21 protein-coding genes are annotated in these 21,903 nt (G+C 67.3%); 16 read left to right on the top strand and 5 right to left on the bottom strand.

The genetic code is table 11. The features are described from left to right. The first annotated feature begins 62 nt into the window (after window positions 1–62). From AC5Y3P_RS08615 to AC5Y3P_RS08590, 6 genes are all read left to right on the top strand, one after another. Window positions 63–1,289, top strand: a complete 1,227-nt coding sequence (locus AC5Y3P_RS08615) for an alkane 1-monooxygenase (protein WP_500045483.1) — start codon at window positions 63–65, stop codon at window positions 1,287–1,289. Further along, the gene (locus tag AC5Y3P_RS08610; RefSeq protein WP_500045482.1) at window positions 1,286–1,447 is read left to right on the top strand and encodes a rubredoxin; all 162 of its coding nucleotides are present in this window, start codon (window positions 1,286–1,288) and stop codon (window positions 1,445–1,447) included. Before AC5Y3P_RS08615 ends, AC5Y3P_RS08610 begins: the two co-directional genes overlap by 4 nt. 64 nt (window positions 1,448–1,511) lie before the next feature. After that, window positions 1,512–1,691, top strand: a complete 180-nt coding sequence (locus tag AC5Y3P_RS08605) for a rubredoxin (RefSeq protein WP_500045481.1) — start codon at window positions 1,512–1,514, stop codon at window positions 1,689–1,691. A 51-nt stretch (window positions 1,692–1,742) separates the two neighbouring features. Next, complete coding sequence (gene alkX / locus AC5Y3P_RS08600) at window positions 1,743–2,375, top strand: TetR family transcriptional regulator AlkX (protein ID WP_500045480.1); 633 nt, start codon at window positions 1,743–1,745, stop codon at window positions 2,373–2,375. Between the two features lie 93 nt (window positions 2,376–2,468). After that, window positions 2,469–3,923: an adenosylhomocysteinase gene (gene ahcY / locus AC5Y3P_RS08595; protein ID WP_500045479.1), complete on the top strand. Its 1,455-nt coding sequence runs from the start codon at window positions 2,469–2,471 to the stop codon at window positions 3,921–3,923. Between the two features lie 74 nt (window positions 3,924–3,997). Then, window positions 3,998–4,171 carry a hypothetical protein gene (locus AC5Y3P_RS08590; protein ID WP_500045478.1) on the top strand — a complete coding sequence of 58 codons (174 nt, stop codon included), beginning with the start codon at window positions 3,998–4,000 and terminating at the stop codon, window positions 4,169–4,171. A 401-nt stretch (window positions 4,172–4,572) separates the two neighbouring features. Here the strand turns inward: AC5Y3P_RS08590 and AC5Y3P_RS08585 are convergent, their stop codons facing one another. Continuing rightward, the gene (locus AC5Y3P_RS08585) at window positions 4,573–5,061 is read right to left on the bottom strand and encodes a DUF421 domain-containing protein (protein WP_500045477.1); all 489 of its coding nucleotides are present in this window, start codon (window positions 5,059–5,061) and stop codon (window positions 4,573–4,575) included. Between the two features lie 678 nt (window positions 5,062–5,739). On the opposite strand from AC5Y3P_RS08585, the gene AC5Y3P_RS08580 reads away from it, so the two are divergent. The 3 genes from AC5Y3P_RS08580 (at window position 5,740) to AC5Y3P_RS08570 (ending at window position 7,744) form a co-directional block, all read left to right on the top strand. Continuing rightward, complete coding sequence (locus tag AC5Y3P_RS08580; protein WP_500045476.1) at window positions 5,740–6,783, top strand: DNA topoisomerase IB; 1,044 nt, start codon at window positions 5,740–5,742, stop codon at window positions 6,781–6,783. A gap of 18 nt (window positions 6,784–6,801) precedes the next feature. After that, entirely contained in the window at window positions 6,802–7,005 is a 204-nt protein-coding gene (locus AC5Y3P_RS08575) for a hypothetical protein (RefSeq protein WP_500045475.1), read from the top strand. 103 nt (window positions 7,006–7,108) lie between these two features. Further along, complete coding sequence (locus AC5Y3P_RS08570) at window positions 7,109–7,744, top strand: dTMP kinase (RefSeq protein ID WP_500045474.1); 636 nt, start codon at window positions 7,109–7,111, stop codon at window positions 7,742–7,744. A 3-nt stretch (window positions 7,745–7,747) separates the two neighbouring features. On the opposite strand, the gene AC5Y3P_RS08565 is transcribed toward AC5Y3P_RS08570, so the two are convergent. From AC5Y3P_RS08565 to AC5Y3P_RS08555, 3 genes are read right to left on the bottom strand one after another with little or no spacing between them, the layout of a single operon-like run. Then, window positions 7,748–8,320, bottom strand: a complete 573-nt coding sequence (locus tag AC5Y3P_RS08565) for an LppA family lipoprotein (RefSeq protein WP_500045473.1) — start codon at window positions 8,318–8,320, stop codon at window positions 7,748–7,750. Beyond that, entirely contained in the window at window positions 8,313–10,106 is a 1,794-nt protein-coding gene (locus AC5Y3P_RS08560; protein ID WP_500045472.1) for an alpha/beta hydrolase, read from the bottom strand. Before AC5Y3P_RS08560 ends, AC5Y3P_RS08565 begins: the two co-directional genes overlap by 8 nt. Window positions 10,107–10,125: 19 nt before the next feature. Continuing rightward, window positions 10,126–10,455 (bottom strand): type VII secretion target, encoded by a 330-nt coding sequence (locus AC5Y3P_RS08555; protein ID WP_500045471.1) that lies wholly within the window; start codon window positions 10,453–10,455, stop codon window positions 10,126–10,128. 175 nt (window positions 10,456–10,630) lie between these two features. On the opposite strand from AC5Y3P_RS08555, the gene mtrA reads away from it, so the two are divergent. The 6 genes from mtrA to secA all read left to right on the top strand — a co-directional run bounded on the left by mtrA (window position 10,631) and on the right by secA (window position 19,770). Then, entirely contained in the window at window positions 10,631–11,317 is a 687-nt protein-coding gene (gene mtrA, locus AC5Y3P_RS08550; protein WP_500045470.1) for a two-component system response regulator MtrA, read from the top strand. A 139-nt stretch (window positions 11,318–11,456) separates the two neighbouring features. Continuing rightward, window positions 11,457–13,118: an MtrAB system histidine kinase MtrB gene (gene mtrB, locus AC5Y3P_RS08545; protein WP_500045469.1), complete on the top strand. Its 1,662-nt coding sequence runs from the start codon at window positions 11,457–11,459 to the stop codon at window positions 13,116–13,118. Continuing rightward, a complete protein-coding gene (gene lpqB / locus AC5Y3P_RS08540) occupies window positions 13,115–14,881 on the top strand; it encodes an MtrAB system accessory lipoprotein LpqB (RefSeq protein ID WP_500045468.1) in 1,767 nt (588 codons plus the stop codon). The genes mtrB and lpqB overlap by 4 nt, the downstream gene beginning before the upstream one ends. A gap of 233 nt (window positions 14,882–15,114) precedes the next feature. Next, window positions 15,115–15,750, top strand: a complete 636-nt coding sequence (locus AC5Y3P_RS08535) for a ComF family protein (protein ID WP_500045467.1) — start codon at window positions 15,115–15,117, stop codon at window positions 15,748–15,750. Between the two features lie 280 nt (window positions 15,751–16,030). Beyond that, window positions 16,031–16,708 carry a ribosome hibernation-promoting factor, HPF/YfiA family gene (hpf, locus tag AC5Y3P_RS08530; RefSeq protein ID WP_500045466.1) on the top strand — a complete coding sequence of 226 codons (678 nt, stop codon included), beginning with the start codon at window positions 16,031–16,033 and terminating at the stop codon, window positions 16,706–16,708. A gap of 230 nt (window positions 16,709–16,938) precedes the next feature. Then, window positions 16,939–19,770, top strand: a complete 2,832-nt coding sequence (gene secA, locus AC5Y3P_RS08525; protein WP_500045568.1) for a preprotein translocase subunit SecA — start codon at window positions 16,939–16,941, stop codon at window positions 19,768–19,770. A 27-nt stretch (window positions 19,771–19,797) separates the two neighbouring features. On the opposite strand, the gene AC5Y3P_RS08520 is transcribed toward secA, so the two are convergent. After that, window positions 19,798–20,283 carry an Rv3235 family protein gene (locus tag AC5Y3P_RS08520; protein WP_500045465.1) on the bottom strand — a complete coding sequence of 162 codons (486 nt, stop codon included), beginning with the start codon at window positions 20,281–20,283 and terminating at the stop codon, window positions 19,798–19,800. 196 nt (window positions 20,284–20,479) lie between these two features. Here AC5Y3P_RS08520 and AC5Y3P_RS08515 point away from each other — a divergent pair, with 196 nt between their 5' ends. Then, a complete protein-coding gene (locus tag AC5Y3P_RS08515) occupies window positions 20,480–21,892 on the top strand; it encodes a WS/DGAT/MGAT family O-acyltransferase (RefSeq protein WP_500045464.1) in 1,413 nt (470 codons plus the stop codon). Window positions 21,893–21,903 lie beyond the last annotated feature (11 nt).

The raw sequence follows: 21,903 nt of genomic DNA, 5'->3' as shown, positions 1-21,903 counted from the left end.
GCCGACAAATAATCGCGTAGAGTCCAGGCAAAGACGTGATGGCTCTCACAGGAGGTTGCGACGTGACCGCACTGCACCCCGAATCCACCGCCCTGCAGTGGCGCGACAAGAAGCGCTATCTGTGGCTGCTCGGCCTGATCGCGCCGACGGCTTTGTTCGTGATGCTGCCGCTGGTGTGGGCGCTCAATCAGGCCGGCTGGGGGATCGCCGCGCAGGTGCCGTTCTGGATCGGCCCGATCCTGCTGTTCGTGCTGCTGCCGATCCTGGATCTGAAGTTCGGCCCGGACGGGCAGAACCCGCCCAATGAGGTGATGGAGCGACTGGAGAACGACAAGTACTACCGGTACTGCACGTACGCTTACATCCCGTTCCAGTACGCCAGCGTGATCATCGGCGCCTACCTGTTCACCGCCAGCGACCTGTCCTGGCTGGGCTTCGACGGCGGGCTGAACTGGCCCACCAAGATCGGTCTGGCGCTCAGCGTCGGCGTGCTCGGCGGCGTCGGCATCAACACCGCCCACGAGTTGGGCCACAAGAAGGACTCGGTAGAGCGCTGGCTGTCCAAGATCACGTTGGCGCAGACCTGCTACGGGCACTTCTACATCGAGCACAACCGCGGCCACCACGTCCGCGTCGCCACCCCGGAGGACCCGGCGTCGGCGCGGTTCGGAGAGTCGTTCTGGGAGTTCTTGCCGCGCAGCGTGTTCGGCAGCCTGAAGTCGGCCTGGGAGCTGGAGGCCAAGCGGCTGGAGCGGGCCGGCAAGCCGGTGTGGCATCCGTCCAACGACGTGCTCAACGCCTGGGCGATGTCGGTGGTGCTCTACGGCGTGCTGATCGCGGTCTTCGGCTGGGCGCTGATTCCGTTCATCCTGATCTCGGCGATCTTCGGGTTCAGCCTGCTCGAGTCGGTCAACTACCTCGAGCACTACGGGCTGCTGCGGCAGAAGACCGCCAGCGGTCGCTATGAGCGGTGCACCCCCGAGCACAGCTGGAACTCCGATCACATCGTGACCAACTTGTTCCTGTATCACCTGCAGCGGCACAGTGATCACCACGCCAACCCGACCCGGCGCTACCAGACGCTGCGCAGCATGGACGGCGCACCGAACCTGCCCAGCGGGTACGCGTCGCTGATCGGGTTGACCTACATCACGCCGCTGTGGCGCAAGATGATGGACCACCGGGTGCTCGAGCACTACGACGGCGACATCACCCGGGTCAACATCGCCCCGCGGCTGCGCGCCAAGGTGCTCGCCCAGTATGGCGCCGAGGAGGGTGACGCGCGATGAGCAGCTACCGTTGCCCCGGTTGCGGATACGAGTACGACGAGGCCAAAGGCGCACCGCGGGAAGGTTTTCCAGCTGGAACGCGCTGGGCCGACGTGCCCGACGACTGGTGCTGCCCGGATTGCGCGGTACGCGAGAAGTTGGATTTCGAGCCGGTGTAGCTGCGCTTGCCGGGAAGCCAGTGTCGAGAAGTGGCTTCTGAGCAGAGATTTAGGAAGGAAAGCCATGGATTACAAGCTGTTTCGCTGCATGCAATGTGGTTTCGAGTACGACGAGGCCAAGGGCTGGCCGGAGGACGGCATCGCACCCGGGACTCGCTGGGCCGACATCCCCGAGGACTGGAGCTGCCCGGACTGCGGTGCGGAGAAGGCCGACTTCGAGATGATCGAAATCGCCCGGACGTAATGCCCGCGGGTGAACCACGTACTGATCAGCCAAGCGACTAATGTCGCGCGTGTGAGTCAACGACAATCCCCGGGCCGTGCGGTCCGCGTGCCCTACGCCGAGGCGTCGCGGGGTTTGTTGCGTGACATGGTGCTCGACGCCATGCGCGATCTGCTGCTGACCAAGGACTGGTCGGCGGTCACGCTCGCCGACGTCGCCAAGTCTGCCGGCATCAGCCGGCAGACCATCTACAACGAGTTCGGCTCCCGGCAGGGGCTGGCGCAGGGCTATGCGCTGCGGCTGGCCGACCGCCTGGTCGACGCCGTCGGCAACGCGATCGACAACAACGTCGGGCAGATGCATGCGGCGTTCCTGGAGGGCTTTCGCGCCTTCTTCATCGATTCGGCTTCCGATCCGCTGGTGATCTCGCTGCTGACCGGCGCGGCCAAGCCTGACCTGCTGCAACTGATCACCACCGACAGCGCCCCGATCATCACTCGGGCTTCGGCCAAGCTGACCGAGGTGCTGCGGTCCAGTTGGATCCAGGCCACCGAGGACGACGCCGGTGTGCTGGCCCGCGCCATCGTGCGGTTGGCGATGAGCTACGTGTCGATGCCGCCGGAAGCCAACCATGATGTGGCCGCTGACTTGGCAAGACTCATGACGCCCTACGCCGAACGGTACGGTGTGATCCAGACCGACTGAGCGGTGCGCGCGGGTCGTCGAGACCCACTGCGACGCACGCCGGGGACCGCGGTCTACCGTGTCACCAACCTAAGCAATTGGAAGAGGTTCCGCATGACGCTGACCGTCGACACCAGCAACGGCATCGACTACAAGGTCGCCGACCTGTCGCTCGCCGAGTTCGGCCGCAACGAGATCCGCCTGGCCGAGCATGAGATGCCCGGTCTGATGGCGCTGCGCCGTGAGTATGCCGACGTGGCCCCGCTCAAGGGTGCGCGTATCTCCGGGTCGCTGCACATGACCGTGCAGACCGCAGTGCTGATCGAGACGTTGGTGGACCTCGGCGCCGAGGTGCGCTGGGCCTCCTGCAACATCTTCTCCACCCAGGACCATGCGGCCGCGGCGGTGGTCGTCGGGCCGCACGGCACCGTCGAGGAGCCCAAGGGTGTGCCGGTGTTCGCCTGGAAGGGCGAGACGCTCGAGGACTACTGGTGGGCCGCCGAACAGATGCTGACCTGGCCGGATGAGCCGGCCAACATGATTTTGGACGACGGCGGCGACGCCACCATGATGGTGTTGCGCGGTGCCCAGTACGAGAAGGCCGGCGTGGTGCCGCCCGCCGAGGACGACGACCCGGCCGAGTGGAAGGTTTTCCTGTCGGTACTGCGGGAGCGCTTCGAGACCGACAAGGAGAAGTGGACCAAGATCGCCGAGTCGGTCCGGGGCGTCACCGAGGAGACCACCACCGGTGTGCTGCGGCTCTACCAGTTCGAGGCCGCCGGCGAGTTGCCGTTCCCGGCGATCAACGTCAACGACTCGGTGACCAAGAGCAAGTTCGACAACAAGTACGGCACCCGGCACTCGCTGATCGACGGCATCAACCGCGGCACCGACGTGCTGATCGGCGGCAAGAAGGTGCTGATCTGCGGCTACGGCGACGTCGGTAAGGGTTGCGCGGAGTCGCTGGCCGGTCAGGGTGCTCGGGTGGCCGTGACCGAGATCGACCCGATCAACGCGCTGCAGGCGCTGATGGACGGCTTCGACGTGGTGACGGTCGAGGAGGGCATCGGTGTCGCCGACATCGTGGTGACCGCGACCGGCAACAAGGACATCATCACCCTCGATCACATGAAGGCGATGAAGGACCAGGCCATCCTCGGCAACATCGGCCACTTCGACAACGAGATCGACATGGCTGCGCTGGAGCGCTCCGGTGCTGTGCGGCTGAACATCAAGCCGCAGGTCGACCAGTGGACCTTCGATAGCGGCAAGTCGATCATCGTGCTTTCCGAGGGGCGTCTGCTCAATCTGGGCAATGCCACCGGGCACCCGTCGTTCGTGATGAGCAACAGCTTCTCGAACCAGGTGATCGCGCAGATCGAGCTGTGGACCAAGAACGACGAGTACGACAACGCGGTCTACCGGTTGGCCAAGCATCTCGACGAGAAGGTCGCGCGGATTCACGTCGAGGCGCTCGGCGGCACGCTGACCAAGCTCACCAAGGAGCAGGCCGAGTACATCAACGTCGACGTCGAGGGCCCGTACAAGCCGGAGCACTACCGGTACTGAGTCTTGTTTCGATCAGGACCCACGCGGCGAAATCGCTGCGTGGGTCCTGTCGTTGGTGTGCTTAAACTCGTTGCGTGAGTGCCGAAGACCCGCGCGCGAAGTACCGATCGCTGCCCGAGCCGGTCGACCTTGCCGACACCGTCGGGGAAGTGGACACCGATCTCGCGCAGGTCGAGACCGCCCAGGCTGATTACAACCACGGCGCCGATCCGTACCTGCGGATCACCGGATGGAAACTTGGGCGCTGACTCTCGGACCGGTGGGTCGAACCCGTCGCTGTCCCGTCCCGTCCCGTGCCGCGTCCGCGAATCGGCGGCCGTCAGGCGCCGCCGTCCCGTCCCGCGTCCGCGTCACGCGAATCCGCCACCGTCATCACGCGAATCCGCCGCCGTCCCGCCCCGTGCCGCGTCCGCGAATCGGCGGCCGTCAGGCGCCGCCGTCGCCGTCGCGTCCCGCGTCCGCGTCACGCGAATCCGCCACCGTCATCACGCGAATCCGCCGCCGTCATCACGCGAATCCGCGGCCGTCCCGCGCCGCGCGGGAAGCACATATACACGTGTCTCAGCTCTGAGCGACAACTCAGCGACTTTCTCACCATGAGCGACAAACGGTTTGCACCGCGACCGACAAAACTGGAGGCCAGCGCGAATCAAAGCGCTTCGGGTTTGTCGACGGGCCCGTTCTCGGCGTGATCGAACCTGAGCACGCTGACCATCCCGTTGGGTTCGAGGTAGGCCCGCCGCACCTGCGCGATGTCCTCGACACCGTGCAGCCGCAGCTGCGAATCCAACTCGTCGCGTGACATGCATTCCCGTCGCATTTCGCGCCGGTTGAGCCTGCCGTCGACGATGAGCGATCGGGGACGGGCCTTGGCCAGGACCGCAAATCGTGGAAACCGGTAAGACAGCGCATCCACGACCACGCTCCAGGTCAAGATGGTGACCACGACGACGACGCTGTCGGTCAGCGTGGCCTCGATCGGGTGCAGACCCGGGGCCGCGGCCTCGGCGACGAGCACGATGATCAACACGTCGGTCAGGCCCAGTCCGCCTGATTCCCGTTGTCCCACAATGCGAATCAGGATCAGCAGCACGAAGAACATGACCGTGCCGCGCAGGATCGATTCGGACAGTGCCACTTCGGGCTCGAAAATCGAACCTATATCCAGTATTTCGTGCTCCAGGCGATCAGGGGACGGGGGCGAGGCGTTGATTTCCCCGCATATTGGCTGGCCAAACGGTGCTCGGCAGGGTCTCGGCACTGTGGGGCGCGCCGGCCCGCGACGCTATTCGGCGCGTCCGTCCGCGACGCTATTTGGGCGTCGGCCCGCGACGCTATTTGGGCGCCGGCCCGCGACGTGGAAGAGCCGGCCGGCGCATCTGCGAAACGCCGGGCCATAGGGTCGCTGCCATTTTGTCGCTGCGGGCGGAAAAGTCGCTGAATTGTCGCTCAGAGCTGAGACAGGTCTATATGTGCTTCCGGCGCGGGACGGGAGGGACGTGCGGGACGGGAGGGAGGACGGGACGGGAGGGGCGCGTGGAACGTGAAGATTCACAGGAGGTGAGGGACGCGCGGGACCTGAGGGACGCACAGGACCTGGGGGCGCACGGGACATGAGGGACCTGCAAGACGCGAGGGACTAAAGGGGCGCAAGGGACGCGCCCGCCGGACGGGCGGGCGGGGCCCAGCCCCGCGACGTGCGGGACCCAGCCCAGCGACGCGCGGGTCCGGGAGGCGCCCATCGTCGCGCCCCGAGGACGCATGATTCGGCTCCAACGCGGGTATGTCAGAGCAACTGCCAGGCGATGGAGGTCCAATGCGTTTACGGCGCAGCGTGCTCGACGGCCCCGGCCTCACGCGCCGGCGTCGGGGCACCGGCTTCTCCTACCGCGGTCCGGACGGCAAACCGGTGAAGGACCCGGCCACCTTGGCGCGCATCAAAGAACTGGTCATCCCACCGGCTTGGAAGAATGTCTGGATCTGTCCGCACCCCAATGGGCACATCCAGGCTGTGGGCACCGACGTCGCCGGCCGCCGCCAATACCTCTACCACCAGGCATGGCAGGACGAGCGGGCCGAGGAGAAGTTCGACCGGGTCCTCGAACTGTCCCGCCACCTCCCGGAATGGCGCGCGCAGATCGCCCAGGACCTGGCCGGCCGCGGCCTCACCAAGGACCGCGTGCTGGCTCTCGCCCTACATCTGGTCGACCGCGGCTATTTCCGCTCCGGCGGCGAACAGTACGCCGAAGAACACGAGTCCTACGGCCTGGCCACCCTGCGTTGTGAACACATTGAGATCCGACGCGACTGCGTGGTGTTCGACTATCCAGCCAAGAGCGGGGTCCGACGCACCCTTGAGATCGAGGACCCGCAGGTGCTCAGAGCAGTGAAAGCCTTGCGCAGAGGACGCAAGGCAGAACGATTACTGGTCTGCCGCAACGGATCTGAACTCGTCGAAGTGCGCGCCGACGATCTGAACGCCCGGTTCAAGGAGATGGTCGGCGACGACTACAGCGTCAAGGACCTGCGCACCTGGCACGGTACGGTCCTGGCCGCCGAGGCGTTCGCGCTGGCCGAACCCGCCACCTCGCAACGCGCCGCCAAGAAAGCCTCGGCCACGGTGATGAAAGCGGTGGCCGAAAAGCTGGGCAACACACCCGCGGTCGCGCGCGGCTCCTACGTCGACCCCCGAGTGGTGACCGGCTACCAGCAGGGCAACACCATCGCGGCCGCAGTCGAACGTGCGCAACGCACCCGGCACCCGGCCACCGCGCAGCGCATCTTGGAGCAAGCGACCCGCAAGTTGATCCGGAAGGTGGCGCGCACGCCGGCACCGACGACCTTGACCAAAGCCGCGTAGAAACGGGTACTCGTAACCATGACCACAGAGCGCGTGGCACCCACGCAGATCGGCAAGGGCGACGTCATCGAAGATCCGGTGGGGCACCGGTGGCTGCAGGTGCGCGAGGTCAAGATGCTCAGCGATGCCGATAGCGGGTCCTACAGCTTCTACGGCGAGGGACCGAACGACCGGGTCACCTTCGAAGGCGACGACGTCGTCGTGCGGCTGGTCCCGACCTGACCCCCGGCGGCGGGTGGCCCGGTGAACCGTGCGCCGGGCACCCGACCGTCGGGCACGCCGCCGTCGGGCACGCCAGCGACCGCAACTGCCGTACGCTCACCGCGTGCTGATCGTCATCGAAGGCCTGGACGGAGCCGGCAAACGCACCCTGACCGAAGGCCTGCGCGCCGCGTTCGAGTCGGCCGGCAAGTCGGTGACCACCCTGGCCTTCCCGCGCTACCAGCGCTCGATCCACGCTGACCTGGCTGCGGAAGCGCTGCACGGCAACCACGGTGACCTGGCCGAATCGGTCTATGCAATGGCGGTGCTGTTCGCGCTGGACCGTGCTGGCGCCCGCGAGGAGATCGAGCGCGCCAACAGCGATTACGACGTCGTCATCCTGGACCGCTACGTCGCCTCCAACGCCGCCTACAGCGCCGCGCGGCTGCATCAGGGCGCCGATGGCGAGGTGGTGCGCTGGGTCGAGGAACTCGAGTTCGGTCGGCTGGAGTTGCCCAAACCGGACTGGCAGGTGCTGCTGGCCGTCCCCACCGAGTTGGCCGCCCAACGCGCCGAGCACCGCGCCAGCACCGAGGCCGACCGACCCCGCGACGCCTACGAACGCGATGGTGGTCTGCAGCGCCGAACCGGCCGGCTCTACGCCGCGCTGGCGGAACAGAATTGGTGTGGACGGTGGCTGCTGGCGGGCCCGGAAGTCGACCCGGCGGAGTTGGCAGCTAACCAACTGAGGGCGCTGTGAGGTTCACGGCTGCGGGTCCGGCGGCATCGGGACGCGGCCGTCGACCCAGAGGCCGTCACCGGCGCGCCGGCACCCGACGTGGACGCTGATCACGGTCGCGTTGCGGGACAACAGCCGCAGGTTACGTCCGTCCTTGCCGGCGAAGCTGACGTCGTAGTTGCCGGGCTTGTGGGCCGGGCCCTGGCCGGTGCCGGTGAGGTCGGCGTCGGCGGTCAGCCGGGTGACCGCGGGCAGGACCTGCGCCCATTCGGCCTCGGTGAGCGCGTGCGACACCATCAGACTCGGAAAGTCGAGGTCCACCCCGTCCGTCACGCACCCGTTGGTCGAGAATTCGCCGGACCAGCGCCAGGGGGTTGCGGCGGGGACCAGTCGGGTGATTTCGCGCCGGACGGTGTCGATCAGGTCGAGCAGCGGCGGGATCGTGTCTTTGAGGGTGGGGAGTTGGTCGATGTCCATGGCCGGTGTCTCCTGAGGGGTGAACGGCGATTCGGATTCGGCTGGGGGAGACCCGAGCTGGCAACCGCTGACGACGGCGGCACACAGCAGCGCGGCGAGCAGCCGGCGACGTTTACTCACGGATCAGCAGTCCTTTCGGGTCGTCGGCCAGTCCGGCGCCGATGATGGCCAGGTTGTAGCCGGGGGTGCGCAGCCCCGGCCCGGTGCTGCCGTCGGGGTCTCGCACGTCGGTGGTTCGGGGGTACTCCGAATGCCCGGATGCGCCGGGGCGGACCACTCCGTCGGGGGTGGTGGCGGCCTGGGAACTCAGCTGCTCCAGCGGCAACGTATTGGTGTTGGGGCCGTGCCCACCGAAATCGGCCAGCGACGGGACGAGGTTTCCTGGCCCGTAGCCCTCCGAGACCGGATCGTTGGGCGCGGACATGACAAATCCATGGCCCTGCTCCAGGAACAGGTCGGATTCGTCCATGATCGGTGTAGGGATGAACCCCAGCAGTTTCTCGTTGGACCAGCCCAATCCGGGGGAGCCGTAGAAGGCCGCGTTGTCGACGACGCCCATCTCGCCGAGCTCGTTGAGGGCCTGTGCGGTCGTGGTCGAGCCGTAGGAGTGACCGAACGCGGACAGTTCGACGTCGGCGCCGTGGATGTTGGTGGCGTTGATCCCGCGGTAGAAGTTGGCCAGGTCGACCGCTCCAGCGTTGGCTCGGTTCTCCGGGATCGCGCCGAGCACGGTCTTGTCGACGTCGGGCGGGTCGTAGCCGAACCAGGCGATCGACGACACCTTCGGGTCCACCACACCCTGTGCCTCCAGTTGGTTCTGGATCTCCTGGCGCAGCGCTTTGGCTTCGCCGACCATGCCGGGCATGCTGTCGCCGTGAGTGTTCATGCCCGGGGTGGTGACGGTGACATACTGCGCCTCGTCGGGGTTCCCGAATGCAATGGCGGCGTTGACCTCCTGATCGGTGGGGTTGAAGTTCATCAGGAACTTGTCGGGGTCATAGCCTAACGTCGGTTCGTCGGGGTTGAGCAACATGGCATTCCGGACGCCCTGCAGCTCGCGTAGCCGCTGGGTTCGCTCACTGAAGAGCTTGTCGAGTTGTCCTGGCGTGAGCCCGGGATGGAACGGGGCGAGCTCCGCGGCGCTGGCAGGCACCCGTGGCGCCTCCTCGGCGATGGCCTCGTCGAGCAGCGCGAGGTTGATCGGATTGCGGATCGCGGCGGGGATGCCTTCGTTGTTGTTGATCCAATCCGGATGCTCGACGATCACCTTCTGCTGCTCTTCGGGTGAGAGCGCGTTCCACCACGCGGTGGAGTCCTTGGGTTCGGTGCCGGGGCCGGTGGGCGGGTAGGGCGCGGACAGCCCGGATTGCTGCTCACCGGCCGCGAAGGCGCTTGCGGCGTCGGTGGCGCCGTTTGCCCTGACGTCACCCTTGATGATGTGCCCGAACACTTCGGCGGCATCGCTGTCGATGTCTTCGGCCTGGCGGATCAAGGCCTTGGCGCGGGTCTCGATGTCGTCGGCCAGCTGTTTGAGGTCCTCCACCTCCTCGCGGGTACCGGAGACGGTCACCGTGCCGTCCGACGCGAGACTGAGGTGGCCGTTCTGGGCGCGGACCAGCGCGCGCAGCTCGGCCAACCGGGTTTGCAGCGTGGCGACCGCGGTCGCGGTTTCCTCGGCGAGTTGCTGGACGGCGCCGAGGACCGCGGTGTCGTCGAGTACGTTGCCGCGCGCGGTCTTGATCCGGTTCCGGGCGGCGTCTGCAGCCGGTGAATGCCAGCCCGGCAGGCCGGAGATCTTCTCGAGTTCGTCGGCGACCTGGGCGGCGGTGGTCAACTCGCTGGTCAGTTCCGTCGAGATCGTCGTCAGCGCACGGACGTCCCATTCCTCGATGTCTGTGAAGTCCATCCTTCGGCGGCCCGACGGCTCAGAGTTCCGGCGGGATGCGGCGCAGTTGCTCGACGCTGCATTGTTCGTTGGCGTAGTAGGCGCGGGCCGCGGCACGCAACTTGTCGGCCACGTCGGTGATCTCGGTGGCCATCCGGTCGGCCTGACGCTGGAGCACACCGATGAAGCCCGTAAAGCCCGGTTTCGCCCCGTCTTGCCACGCCTGCGTGGTCCCGGCGAGTTCGGTCGACAGCGACCGGCGTTCGGCGACGGCCTGCGCACCCAGGCTGTCCAGATAGTCGGCCGAATACAGCACATCGGACGGGATGACCTCGATGCGGTCGGGATTCGCGGGGCCGGAATTTGGCATGATTCTCCAGGTCGTCCGTCGGTAGAGCGATCGTATGCCGGTCCGCGGGGCCCTTCCTGCACCGATTTCGGCGCCGGCCCGGCCCTGGCGGCGCGGCCTGGCGACGCGGCCTGGCGGCGGATAACCGCGAGACACCCCGCGTCGTACCCGCGGTTTACTGCGGTTTGGTGACACCATGGACACCATGAGGCAAAGGATCCTTGTCGTCGACGACGACGCGTCGCTGGCCGAGATGCTCACCATCGTGCTGCGCAACGAAGGCTTCGACACCGCGGTGATCGGGGACGGCACCCAGGCGCTGACCGCCGTCCGTGAACTGCGGCCCGATCTGGTTCTGCTGGACCTGATGCTGCCCGGCATGAACGGCATCGACGTGTGCCGGGTGCTGCGCGCCGACTCGGGCGTGCCGATCGTGATGTTGACCGCCAAGACCGACACCGTCGACGTGGTGCTGGGTCTGGAGTCCGGCGCCGACGACTACGTGATGAAGCCGTTCAAACCCAAGGAACTGGTGGCACGGGTGCGCGCCCGGCTGCGCCGCAACGAGGACGAGCCCGCCGAGATGCTCTCGATCGGCGACGTCGAGATCGACGTGCCGGCGCACAAGGTCACCCGGCAGGGCGAGCAGATTTCGCTCACGCCACTGGAGTTCGACCTGCTGGTGGCGCTGGCACGCAAACCCCGCCAGGTGTTTACTCGAGATGTGCTGCTCGAACAGGTGTGGGGCTACCGTCATCCCGCGGACACGCGTCTGGTGAACGTGCACGTGCAGCGCCTGCGGGCCAAGGTCGAGAAGGATCCGGAGAACCCGCAGGTGGTGCTGACCGTTCGAGGAGTGGGGTACAAGGCCGGCCCGCCGTGAGGCGAGTGAGCGGAGCGAGCGCAGCGAGTGACGGGAACGAGCTGAACAATCCCACTCGTGCGAGGCGAGTGAGCGGAGCGAGCGCAGCGAGTGACGGGAACGAGCCGAACAATCTCGCTGGTGTGAGGCGAGACATTCGGTGATCTTTCGATCGCAACGACGAATTCGGGGCGGTTGGGGTCAGGGCCCGCTGCTTCGGGGTTTGAAGGCGCTGAGCCGGACCGTCGGGGTGGTCTGGCGGCGATCCCTGCAGCTGCGGGTCGTGGTCCTGACTATGGGCTTGTCGCTGGCCGTGCTGTTGGTGCTGGGTTTCGTGCTGACCAGCCAGATCACCGACCGGGTGCTCGACGTCAAGGTGCGCGCAGCCACCGAGGAGATCGAGCGCGCCGCATCCACGGTGGCCGGCATCGTAGGCGGTGAGGAAACCCGGTCGCTGGATTCCAGCCTGCAACTGGCTCGCAACACGCTGACCTCCAAGACCGCGCCGACGTCGAGTGCGGGCTTGGCCGGCACGTTCGACGCGGTGCTGGTGGTGCCCGGGGACGGTCCGCGCGCGGCGACCTCGGCCGGACCGGTCGACGAGATCCCGGGCACGCTGCGCGACTTCGTGATGGCCGGCCAGGTCAGCTACCAGTACGCCACCGTGCGCACCGAGGGTTTCTCCGGGCCGGCACTGATCATCGGCAGCCCGACGCCGTCGCGGGTGAGCAACCTCGAGTTGTACCTGATCTTCCCGCTGTCCAACGAGGAGAGCACGATCTCACTGGTGCGCGGCACGATCGCCACGGGCGGTCTGGTGCTGTTGGTGCTGCTGGCGCTGATCGCCTGGGTGGTCTCTAGGCAGGTGGTGCAACCGGTGCGTTCGGCGTCGCGGACCGCCGAACGGTTCGCCGAGGGACACCTGACCGAACGCATGCCGGTACGCGGCGAGGACGACATGGCCCGGTTGGCGGTGTCGTTCAACGACATGGCCGAAAGCCTGAGCCGCCAGATCACCCAACTCGAGGAGTTCGGCAACCTGCAGCGCCGGTTCACCTCCGACGTCAGCCACGAACTGCGTACCCCGTTGACCACGGTGCGGATGGCGGCCGACCTGATCTATGACCGCAGTGACGAACTCGACCCGGCGCTACGCCGCTCCACCGAACTGATGGTCAGCGAGCTGGACCGGTTCGAAAGCCTGCTCAACGACCTGCTGGAGATCTCCCGGCACGACGCCGGCGTGGCCGAACTGTCCGTCGAAGCCGTCGACCTGCGCGGAACCGTCAACAGCGCGTTGGACAACGTCGGGCACCTTTCCACCGACGCCGGCATCGAGCTGCTGGTCGACATGCCGCCGGACGAGGTGATCGCCGAGGTTGACCCGCGCCGGGTGGAGCGCATCCTGCGCAACCTGATCGCCAACGCGATCGACCACGCCGAGCACCGGCCGGTGCGCATCCGGATGGCCGCCGACGAGGACACCGTCGCGGTCACGGTGCGCGACTACGGCGTCGGGCTGCGGCCGGGCGAGGAGAAATTGGTGTTCAGCCGGTTCTGGCGGTCGGACCCGTCGCGGGTGCGGCGCTCGGGTGGCACCGGGCTCGGTTTGGCGATCAGTATCGAGGACGCCCGGCTGCATCAGGGTCGGCTGGAAGCCTGGGGTGAACCCGGCAACGGCTCCTGTTTCCGGTTGACCCTGCCGCTGGTGCGCGGCCATAAGGTCACCACCAGTCCGCTGCCGCTGAAACCCGTTGCCGCCAACGGCAAAGACCTCGAGTCGCGACCCGCCCAGCACGAACACGCCGGGGAGGGAGTGTGAAGCGCCTCGGGACGGCACTGATCGCGACGCTGGCGCTGCTGTTGGTGCTCACCGCGGGCTGCGCGGGGGTGCCGAGCTCGTCGTCGCCGCAGGCCGTGGGCACCGTCGAACGTTCCGACCCGCAAGCCCTGCCCAAACCCAGTCCCGGGATGGATCCCGACCTGCTGCTGCGTGAATTCCTCAACGCCACAGCCGATCCCGCCAACCGACATCTGGCCGCCCGGCAGTTCCTGACCGACTCCGCTTCGGCTGACTGGGATGACGCCGGCAGCGCGCTGCTGGTCGACCGCGTGGTGTTCACCGAAACCCGGGACGGCGGAAGGGTTTCGGTGAAGATGCGCGCCGACATCCTGGGTTCGCTGTCGGACATGGGCGTGTTCGAGATGTCGGAGGCCCCGCTGCCTGATCCGGGACCGATCGAACTGGTCAAGACCAGCGACGGTTGGCGGATCGACAAGTTGCCCAACGGCGTGTTCCTGAACTGGAAGCAGTTCACCGAGACCTACAAGCGCTTCCCGCTGTACTTCGCCGACCCGACCGGCAAGACCATGGTGCCCGACCCGCGCTTCGTCGCGGTCTCCGATCCAGATCAGCTGGCCACCGAACTGGTGTCCAAACTGATCGCGGGCCCGCGCCCGGAGTTGGCCCATAGCGCGCGCAATCTGCTGGCATCCCCAGTTCGGTTGCTGAGCCCGGTGACTCGCGTCGACGGCGGCAAGACCGGCGTCGGGCGCGGCTCCGGCGGTGCTCGCATCGAGTTGGACAGCCTGCCCGACTTGGATGACCAGAGCCGCACTTTGCTTGCCGCCCAGATCATCTGGACCCTGGCCCGGGCAGACATCAAGGGCCCGTATGTGATCAACGCCGGCGGTCTGCCGTTGGACGAGCGGTTCGCCGAGGGCTGGGAGTCCTCCGACGTCGCAGCCACCGACCCGGGTGCGGTTGACGGCGCGGCCGCCGGCCTGCACGCACTGGTGGACGGCCGGCTGTCGTTCCTGGAGGGTCAGCAAGCCAAGAACGTGTCCGGCCAATTCGGCCAGATGCCTGACCAGCAGTCGGCTGCGCTGTCCCGAGATGGTCACGCGGTGGCCTCGGTGGCGGTGCAACGACCCGGCGCGCCGGAGCAGAAGGCCACCTTGTGGATCGGCGAATTGGGCCAGGGGGCAGTCGAAGCCACCGATGGCCGAACGGTGACCCGGCCGACGTGGGCGTTGGATGGCGCGGTGTGGGTGGTGGTCGACGGCAACAACGTGGTGCGCGCAGTGCGTGACGTGTCGACCGGTCAGGCCGCGCAGTTCCCGGTGGACTCGGGCGCGGTGGTGGCCAAGTTCCCCGGTGCCATCGACGAACTGCAACTGTCCCGCGACGGCACCCGTGCGGCCATGGTGATCGAACGGCAGGTCATCCTGGCGGCCGTCGAACCCACGCCCGACGGTCAGTTCGCACTGGCCTCGCCGCGCCGACTCGGCTTCGGGCTCGGGGACTCGGTGGTGTCCCTGTCGTGGCGCTCCGGCGATGACATCGTGGTCACCCGCAACGACCCGGACCACCCGGTGTCCTACGTCAACCTCGACGGGGTGAATTCGGACGCGCCGAGCTCGAATCTGACCATGCCGGTGACGGTGGTGGTGGCCAACCCGTCGACGGTGTACGTGGCCGACAGTGGCGGCGTGATGCAGTTGTCGCTGGGATCGACCGACCAAGCCTGGACCGATGTGCGGCCGTTCATGGTGGCGGGCGCGGTCCCGGTGCTGCCCGGCTAACTGAATTCACGGGAACCGCCCCACCTCCGTCGTGACCCGCAGGATCCGGGCCCACACCCGTCGTACCCGCGGAAACCGCCCCGCCTCCGTCGTGAACCGTTAATTGTGAACGCATTTCCCGAGTGGAGGCGTTAACAATTCACGGTTCACGAAGCGGGCGGGTCGATCGGAAGGCGAAGAGGCTGGGGGCGCACGCCTCCGGCATGTCACACCCCGCGGGCAGCATGGCAGGCATGCTCGACCTGATCCTGCCGCTGCAGTGCGCCGGCTGCGGGGCGGCCGGCACCCGCTGGTGCCCGACGTGTGCGCACGCCCTCGCAGTCGGCCCGGACCAGCCCCAGGTAATCACCGTGCGCCAGGACCCGGGAGTGCCGGTGTTCGCGCTCGGCCGCTACGCCGGGTCGCGCCGGGCCGCCATCGTCGCGCTCAAGGAACGACGCCGCACCGACCTGGTCGAGCCCTTGGCCAACGCCCTGGCGCACGGCCTGCACCAGCTAAAGACCTGGGGGCTGATCGGCACGCCCCTGATCCTGGTGCCGGCCCCGTCGCGGTGGTGGTCGGCGCGTCGGCGTGGCGGTGACCCGGTCACCCGACTGGCCCGGCGCGTGGCAGCCCAGCACGCCGACGTCGTCGCGGCCCCGGTGCTGCGGATGACCGGCTGGACCCGCGACTCGGTTGGACTGTCCAGCGGCCACCGGGAGCGCAACGTCTCGGGCCGGGTCCGGCTCAGAAAATCCCTGCCCAGCGGGGTCGAGGTGGTGCTGCTCGACGACATCGTGACCACCGGCGCCACGGCCCGGGAGTCGGTGCGGGCACTGCGTGCTGGCGGTGCCAAAGTGACTGGAGTGCTGGTCTTGGGGCATGCCTAACCGGTCGAGGGTCCCCGGTCCTCGTAACGAGGGTCGAAAGTTCCTGCAACAGGTGCGCGAAAAGGGTGGCACGGTGGGGTGAACACCGACTACGTTCGGTGCCAACGACCCGTGAGCAAACCTCACGAGGCGCGCAGGTGTTAACCGCCCCGAGCGCGAGGAGGTGATTACTAACCTGGCGCCGCAGGGTGGCGTGGCCCGCAGACCCTCGGTGCATGTCGTAGACAGATCCGGCACGCACTCAGCGCGTGCACAGCTAGACAGAAACGAGTTGTCAAGCATGTCAAGCCAATCCGTGGGTTCCGCCCAGACGCTGGCCGTTTCCGACGAGCAGTCCGCCCCCGCCACTCGAGCCGAGATCGTGGTCAAGGGCCGTAACGTCGAGGTGCCCGACCACTTCCGCGTCTACGTATCGGAGAAACTCGGCCGCTTGGAGCGGTTCGACCGCACCATCTACATGTTCGACGTCGAACTCGATCACGAACGCAACCGCCGGCAACGCAAGAACTGCCAGCACGTGGAGATCACCGCGCGTGGCAAGGGCCCGGTGGTTCGCGGTGAAGCGTGCGCCGACAGTTTCTACGCCGCGCTCGAATCCGCGGTGGACAAGCTGGAAGGCCGGCTACGCAAACTCAACGATCGGCGCAAGGTGCACTACGGCGAGAAGACCCCGGTCTCGCTGGCCGAAGCCACCGCCGTGGTACCGGAGCTGTTCGAGCCGATCGCGGCCAGCCCGGAGCAGATCGAAGCCGTCGAGACCGCCGACGAGTTCGACGAGCCGGGCCGCATCGTCCGGATCAAGGAGCACCCGTCGACCCCGATGACCGTCGACGACGCGCTCTACGAGATGGAGCTGGTCGGCCACGACTTCTTCCTGTTCCACGACAAGGAGACCGACAAGCCGTCGGTGGTCTACCGCAGGCACGCGTTCGATTACGGCCTGATCCGGCTGACCTGATCCGGCTGACCTGATCCGGCTGACCTGATCCGGCTGACCTGATCCGGCTGACCTGATCCGGCGGGCCGGACCGGCCCACACAACCAAGAGAACCATCCGCTGACGAGCTGGGCGTGCACCGCGCGCCCAGCTCGTTGCCGTTGTCGCTGCATGACAGCGGGGCCAGTGCCGGACGTCACTTACGATGGACCTGATAAGACTCCGATCCTGTAGGGGATAAATCTGTGTCCGTGCTGTCCAAAGTGCTGCGCCTCGGTGAAGGTCGCATGGTCAAGCGACTCAACAAGGTCGCTGACTACGTCAATACCTTGTCCGACGACGTCGAGAAACTCACCGACGCTGAGCTGCGGGCCAAGACCGACGAGTTCAAGAAACGCCTGGAAAAGGACGAAACCCTCGACGACCTGCTGCCCGAGGCGTTCGCGGTGGCCCGCGAGGCGGCCTGGCGAGTGCTCAACCAGCGGCCGTTCCACGTCCAGCTGATGGGCGGTGCGGCGCTGCACTTCGGCAACGTCGCCGAGATGAAGACCGGTGAAGGCAAGACCCTGACCTGTGTGTTGCCGGCCTACCTCAACGCGCTCGGCGGTAAGGGCGTGCACGTCGTCACGGTCAACGACTACCTGGCCAAACGCGACAGCGAGTGGATGGGCCGGGTGCACCGCTTCCTGGGCCTCGACGTCGGGGTGATCCTGTCCCAGATGACCCCGGACGAGCGTCGGGCCGCCTACAACGCCGACATCACCTACGGCACCAACAACGAGTTCGGCTTCGACTACCTGCGCGACAACATGGCGCACTCGGTAGACGACATGGTGCAGCGTGGCCACAACTTCGCTGTGGTCGACGAGGTGGACTCGATCCTGATCGACGAGGCCCGCACCCCGCTGATCATCTCCGGCCCGGCCGACGGCGCGTCGAACTGGTACGTCGAGTTCGCCCGCATCGTGCCGATGATGGAGAAGGACGTCCACTACGAGGTGGACCTGCGCAAACGCACCATCGGTGTGCACGAGCTGGGCGTCGAGTTCGTCGAAGACCAGCTCGGCATCGACAACCTCTACGAAGCCGCCAACTCGCCGCTGGTCAGCTACCTGAACAACGCGATCAAGGCCAAGGAGCTGTTCCACCGCGACAAGGACTACATCGTCCGTAACGGCGAAGTGGTGATCGTGGACGAGTTCACCGGTCGCGTGCTGAGCGGCCGGCGCTACAACGAGGGCATGCACCAGGCCATCGAGGCCAAGGAACGCGTCGAGATCAAGGCCGAGAACCAGACCCTGGCCACCATCACGCTGCAGAACTACTTCCGGCTCTACGACAAGCTCTCCGGCATGACCGGTACCGCCGAGACCGAGGCCGCCGAGCTGCACGAGATCTACAAGCTGGGTGTGGTGCCGATCCCGACCAACCGGCCGATGATCCGCAAAGACCAGGGCGACCTGATCTACAAGACCGAGGAAGCCAAGTTCATCGCGGTGGTCGATGACGTCGCCGAGCGCTATGAAAAGGGCCAGCCCGTCCTGATCGGTACCACCAGCGTGGAGCGCTCGGAGTACCTGTCGCGGCAGTTCACCAAGCGCAAGATCCCGCACAACGTGCTCAACGCCAAGTACCACGAGCAAGAGGCCAACATCATCGCCGAGGCCGGCCGGCTGGGCGCGGTCACGGTGGCGACCAACATGGCCGGTCGCGGTACCGACATCGTGCTCGGCGGCAACGTCGACTTCTTGGCCGACAAGCGGCTGCGTGAGCAGGGCCTGGACCCGGTGGAGAACTCCGAGGAGTACGAGGCCGCCTGGGAGCAGACGCTCAACACCATCAAGGACGAGGCCAGCAAGGAAGCCGAGAAGGTGGTCGAGGCCGGCGGCCTGTACGTGCTGGGCACCGAGCGGCACGAGTCGCGCCGCATCGACAACCAGCTGCGTGGCCGCTCCGGCCGGCAGGGTGACCCGGGCGAGTCCCGGTTCTACCTGTCGCTCGGTGATGAGCTGATGCGACGGTTCAACGGTGCCACGTTGGAGTCGCTGCTGACCCGGCTCAACCTGCCCGACGACGTCCCGATCGAGGCCAAGATGGTCACCCGCGCGATCAAGAGCGCGCAGACCCAGGTCGAGCAGCAGAACTTCGAGGTCCGCAAGAACGTCCTGAAGTACGACGAGGTGATGAACCAGCAGCGTCAGGTCATCTACGCCGAGCGCAAGCGGATCCTGGAGGGCGAGAACCTCGCCGAGCAGGCACACGACATGCTGGTCGACGTCATCACGGCCTACGTCGACGGCGCCACCGCCGAGGGCTACGCCGAGGACTGGGACCTGGAGAAGCTGTGGGAGGCGCTCAAGACGCTCTACCCGGTCGGCATCGACCACGTCGAGCTGCTGGAGTCCGACGTCGTCGGCGAACCCGGTGAACTGACCCGCGACGAGCTGCTCAGCGCCCTGATCGAGGACGCCGAGCAGGCCTACGCGCGACGCGAGGCCGAACTGCAGGAGCTGGCCGGCGAGGGCGCGATGCGCCAGCTGGAACGCAACGTGCTGCTCAACGTGATCGACCGCAAGTGGCGCGAGCACCTCTACGAGATGGACTACCTCAAGGAGGGCATCGGTCTGCGGGCGATGGCCCAGCGCGACCCGTTGGTCGAGTACCAGCGCGAGGGCTACGACATGTTCAAGGGCATGCTCGACGGCCTCAAGGAGGAGTCGGTCGGGTTCCTGTTCAACGTCCAGGTCGAAGCGGTGCCGTCGACCCCGGCCGCGCAGGTGGCCCCGGTGGCCGCCCCGCAGGGACTGGCCGAGTTCGCCAAGCAGGCCGCCGCCCAGGGCGAGGGTGCCGCGAACGGGGACGCCGCGCCGGCCCGGCCGGCGGCTCCGGCGGCGTTGCGCGCCAAGGGAATTGACAACGACGCCGACGCCCCGCCGCTGACCTACGTGGGCCCCTCCGAGGACGGCAGCGCCGCGGTGCAGCGCCACGGCGCGGCCAAGGCGGCAGCCGGTGCTGCCGGTGGCGGCACCCGACGGGAACGTCGCGAGGCCGCGCGTAAGGCCGCCAAGACCCGTAAGGGCTGAGCCGACCCGAGCGGCGCCGACCGGTGGTCAGCCGATGTGCAGCGCGACCAGCTGCCAGCGGCGGCCGGTCAGCGTCGGCGCCTTGGCGACCCGTCCGGCGATCGCGCGCCGGCGGTTACCCCGGGTGTAGGCGGCGGCCACCTCGAAGGACCGTTCGCCGGCGTCGTCGGCCTGTACCCGCACCCGGCGCAACACCGCCGCCGGCCCGGTCGGGGCGGTGCGCGCGATCAGCACCACCGAGTCGACCAGACCGCTGACCATGAACGGCCGCAGTTGCTGCAGCGGGCGGCGACGGTCGATGACCTCCAACACGGTGCGCAGCGCGGCGTCGGCGAACGCGGCCGCCGAGCGCTCGGCCGCCGACACCTGCGGCGCCGGCCGGGTTCCGGGCCCGGCACGCGAACCGCGCCGGGCGTGCGTGCGGGGGCGGGTCAGCGGTGAGAGCCCGGCCGCCAGACCGGGTTCGTAGTCGCCGACCGGGGTGACGGTGGTGCGGGGATGGCTTGACTGCACGGCACGACCTCCAGCTGATCCGATGTGGCAAGGCGTCCTGGCTGGAGAGTGGCAAGGAGCGACAGGGGTGAATCATGGCACAGTTGACTCGTGAGTGTGTGCACCCGCTCTGCAGGGGCCCGGTGATTGCGGTTACCGTGGCGGTCACGTTGTGGATGGACGGAATGTCTGCTGAGGCAAGGGGGATGGCGCAGCGATGGTGACTCGGCTTTCGGGGTCGGACGCGTCGTTCTATCAACTCGAGAACACATCCACGCCGATGCACGTCGGATCGCTGATGATCCTGCGCAAACCCCGGGCGGGTCTGAGCTACGAAACCCTGCTGGCCACCGTGGAGGATCGGCTGCCGCAGATTCCGCGGTACCGGCAGAAGGTCCGCGAGGTGACCGGCACGATCGCCCGCCCGGTCTGGATCGACGACCGCGACTTCGACATCACCTACCACATCCGCCGCTCGGCGCTGCCGTCGCCGGGCAGCGAGCAGCAGCTGCACGAACTGGTCGCCCGGCTGGGGTCCCGGCCGTTGGACAAGACCCGCCCGCTGTGGGAGATGTACCTGGTCGAGGGTCTGGAGAAGGGCCGCATCGCGCTCTACATCAAGAGCCATCAGGCGCTGGTCAACGGCATGAGCGCAGTCGAGGTCGGGCACGTCATCGTCGACCGGACCCAGAAACCACCGAGCTTCGGCGAGGACATCTGGATTCCCGGCCGCGAACCCGACACGTTGTCGCTGCTGGTCGGTGCGGTGGGCGACTGGATCGCTCGGCCGCGCCAACAACTGGCCGCCGCGCAGTCGGCGGTGCTGAGCACGCTGAGCAGCTCCGAACAACTCGTCGAAGCCGGCCGCAAAGCCGCCGAGGTGCTGCGCACCCTGGCCAAGGGCACCGCGCCGAACAGCCCGCTGAACACCCGGGTGTCGCGCAACCGCCGGTTCACGGTGGCCAGCGCCGAGTTGTCGGACTTCCGCAAGCTGCGGGTGCGCTACGACTGCGACGTCAACGACGTGGTGCTGGCGGTGATCGCCGGGGCGCTGCGCAACTGGCTGCTGTCCCGCGGTGAACCGGTGACGCCGACGGCGACGGTGCGGGCCATGGCGCCGATGTCGGTCTATCCCGACGACGACCTCGATGGCTCGGCCGGGCCCGGCCAGGCCATCGATGAGGTGGCGCCGTTCCTGGTGGACCTGCCGGTCGGGGAGGGCAACGCGGTGGTGCGGCTGTCGCAGATCGCGCACGCCACCGAGTCGGCCTCGACGGTGGCCAGTGTGGTCGACGCGCGCACCATCGTGACGTTGTCCGGGTTCGCACCGCCGACGCTGCACGCGATGGGCACCCGGGTGGCGACCAGTTTCTCGGCGCGCCAGTTCAACCTGCTGATCACCAACGTGCCCGGTCCGCAGTCCCAGATGTACGTGGCCGGCGCCAAGCTGCTGGAGACCTTTGCGGTGCCGCCGCTGCTGCACAACCAAGTGCTGGCGATCGGGGTGACGTCCTACTGCGGTCGGCTGCACTTCGGGATCAACGCCGACCGCGACGCCATGAGCGATGTCGAGATGCTGCCCGGCTTGCTGCGCGAGTCACTCGAAGAATTACTGGAAGCAGCCAAGTAACACGCCGAATT

The sequence above is a fragment of the Mycobacterium sp. NGS45 genome (assembly GCF_059812645.1).
The sequence above is the reverse complement of the archived record's forward strand: the minus strand, read 5'-3'. Positions and strand labels throughout refer to the sequence as shown.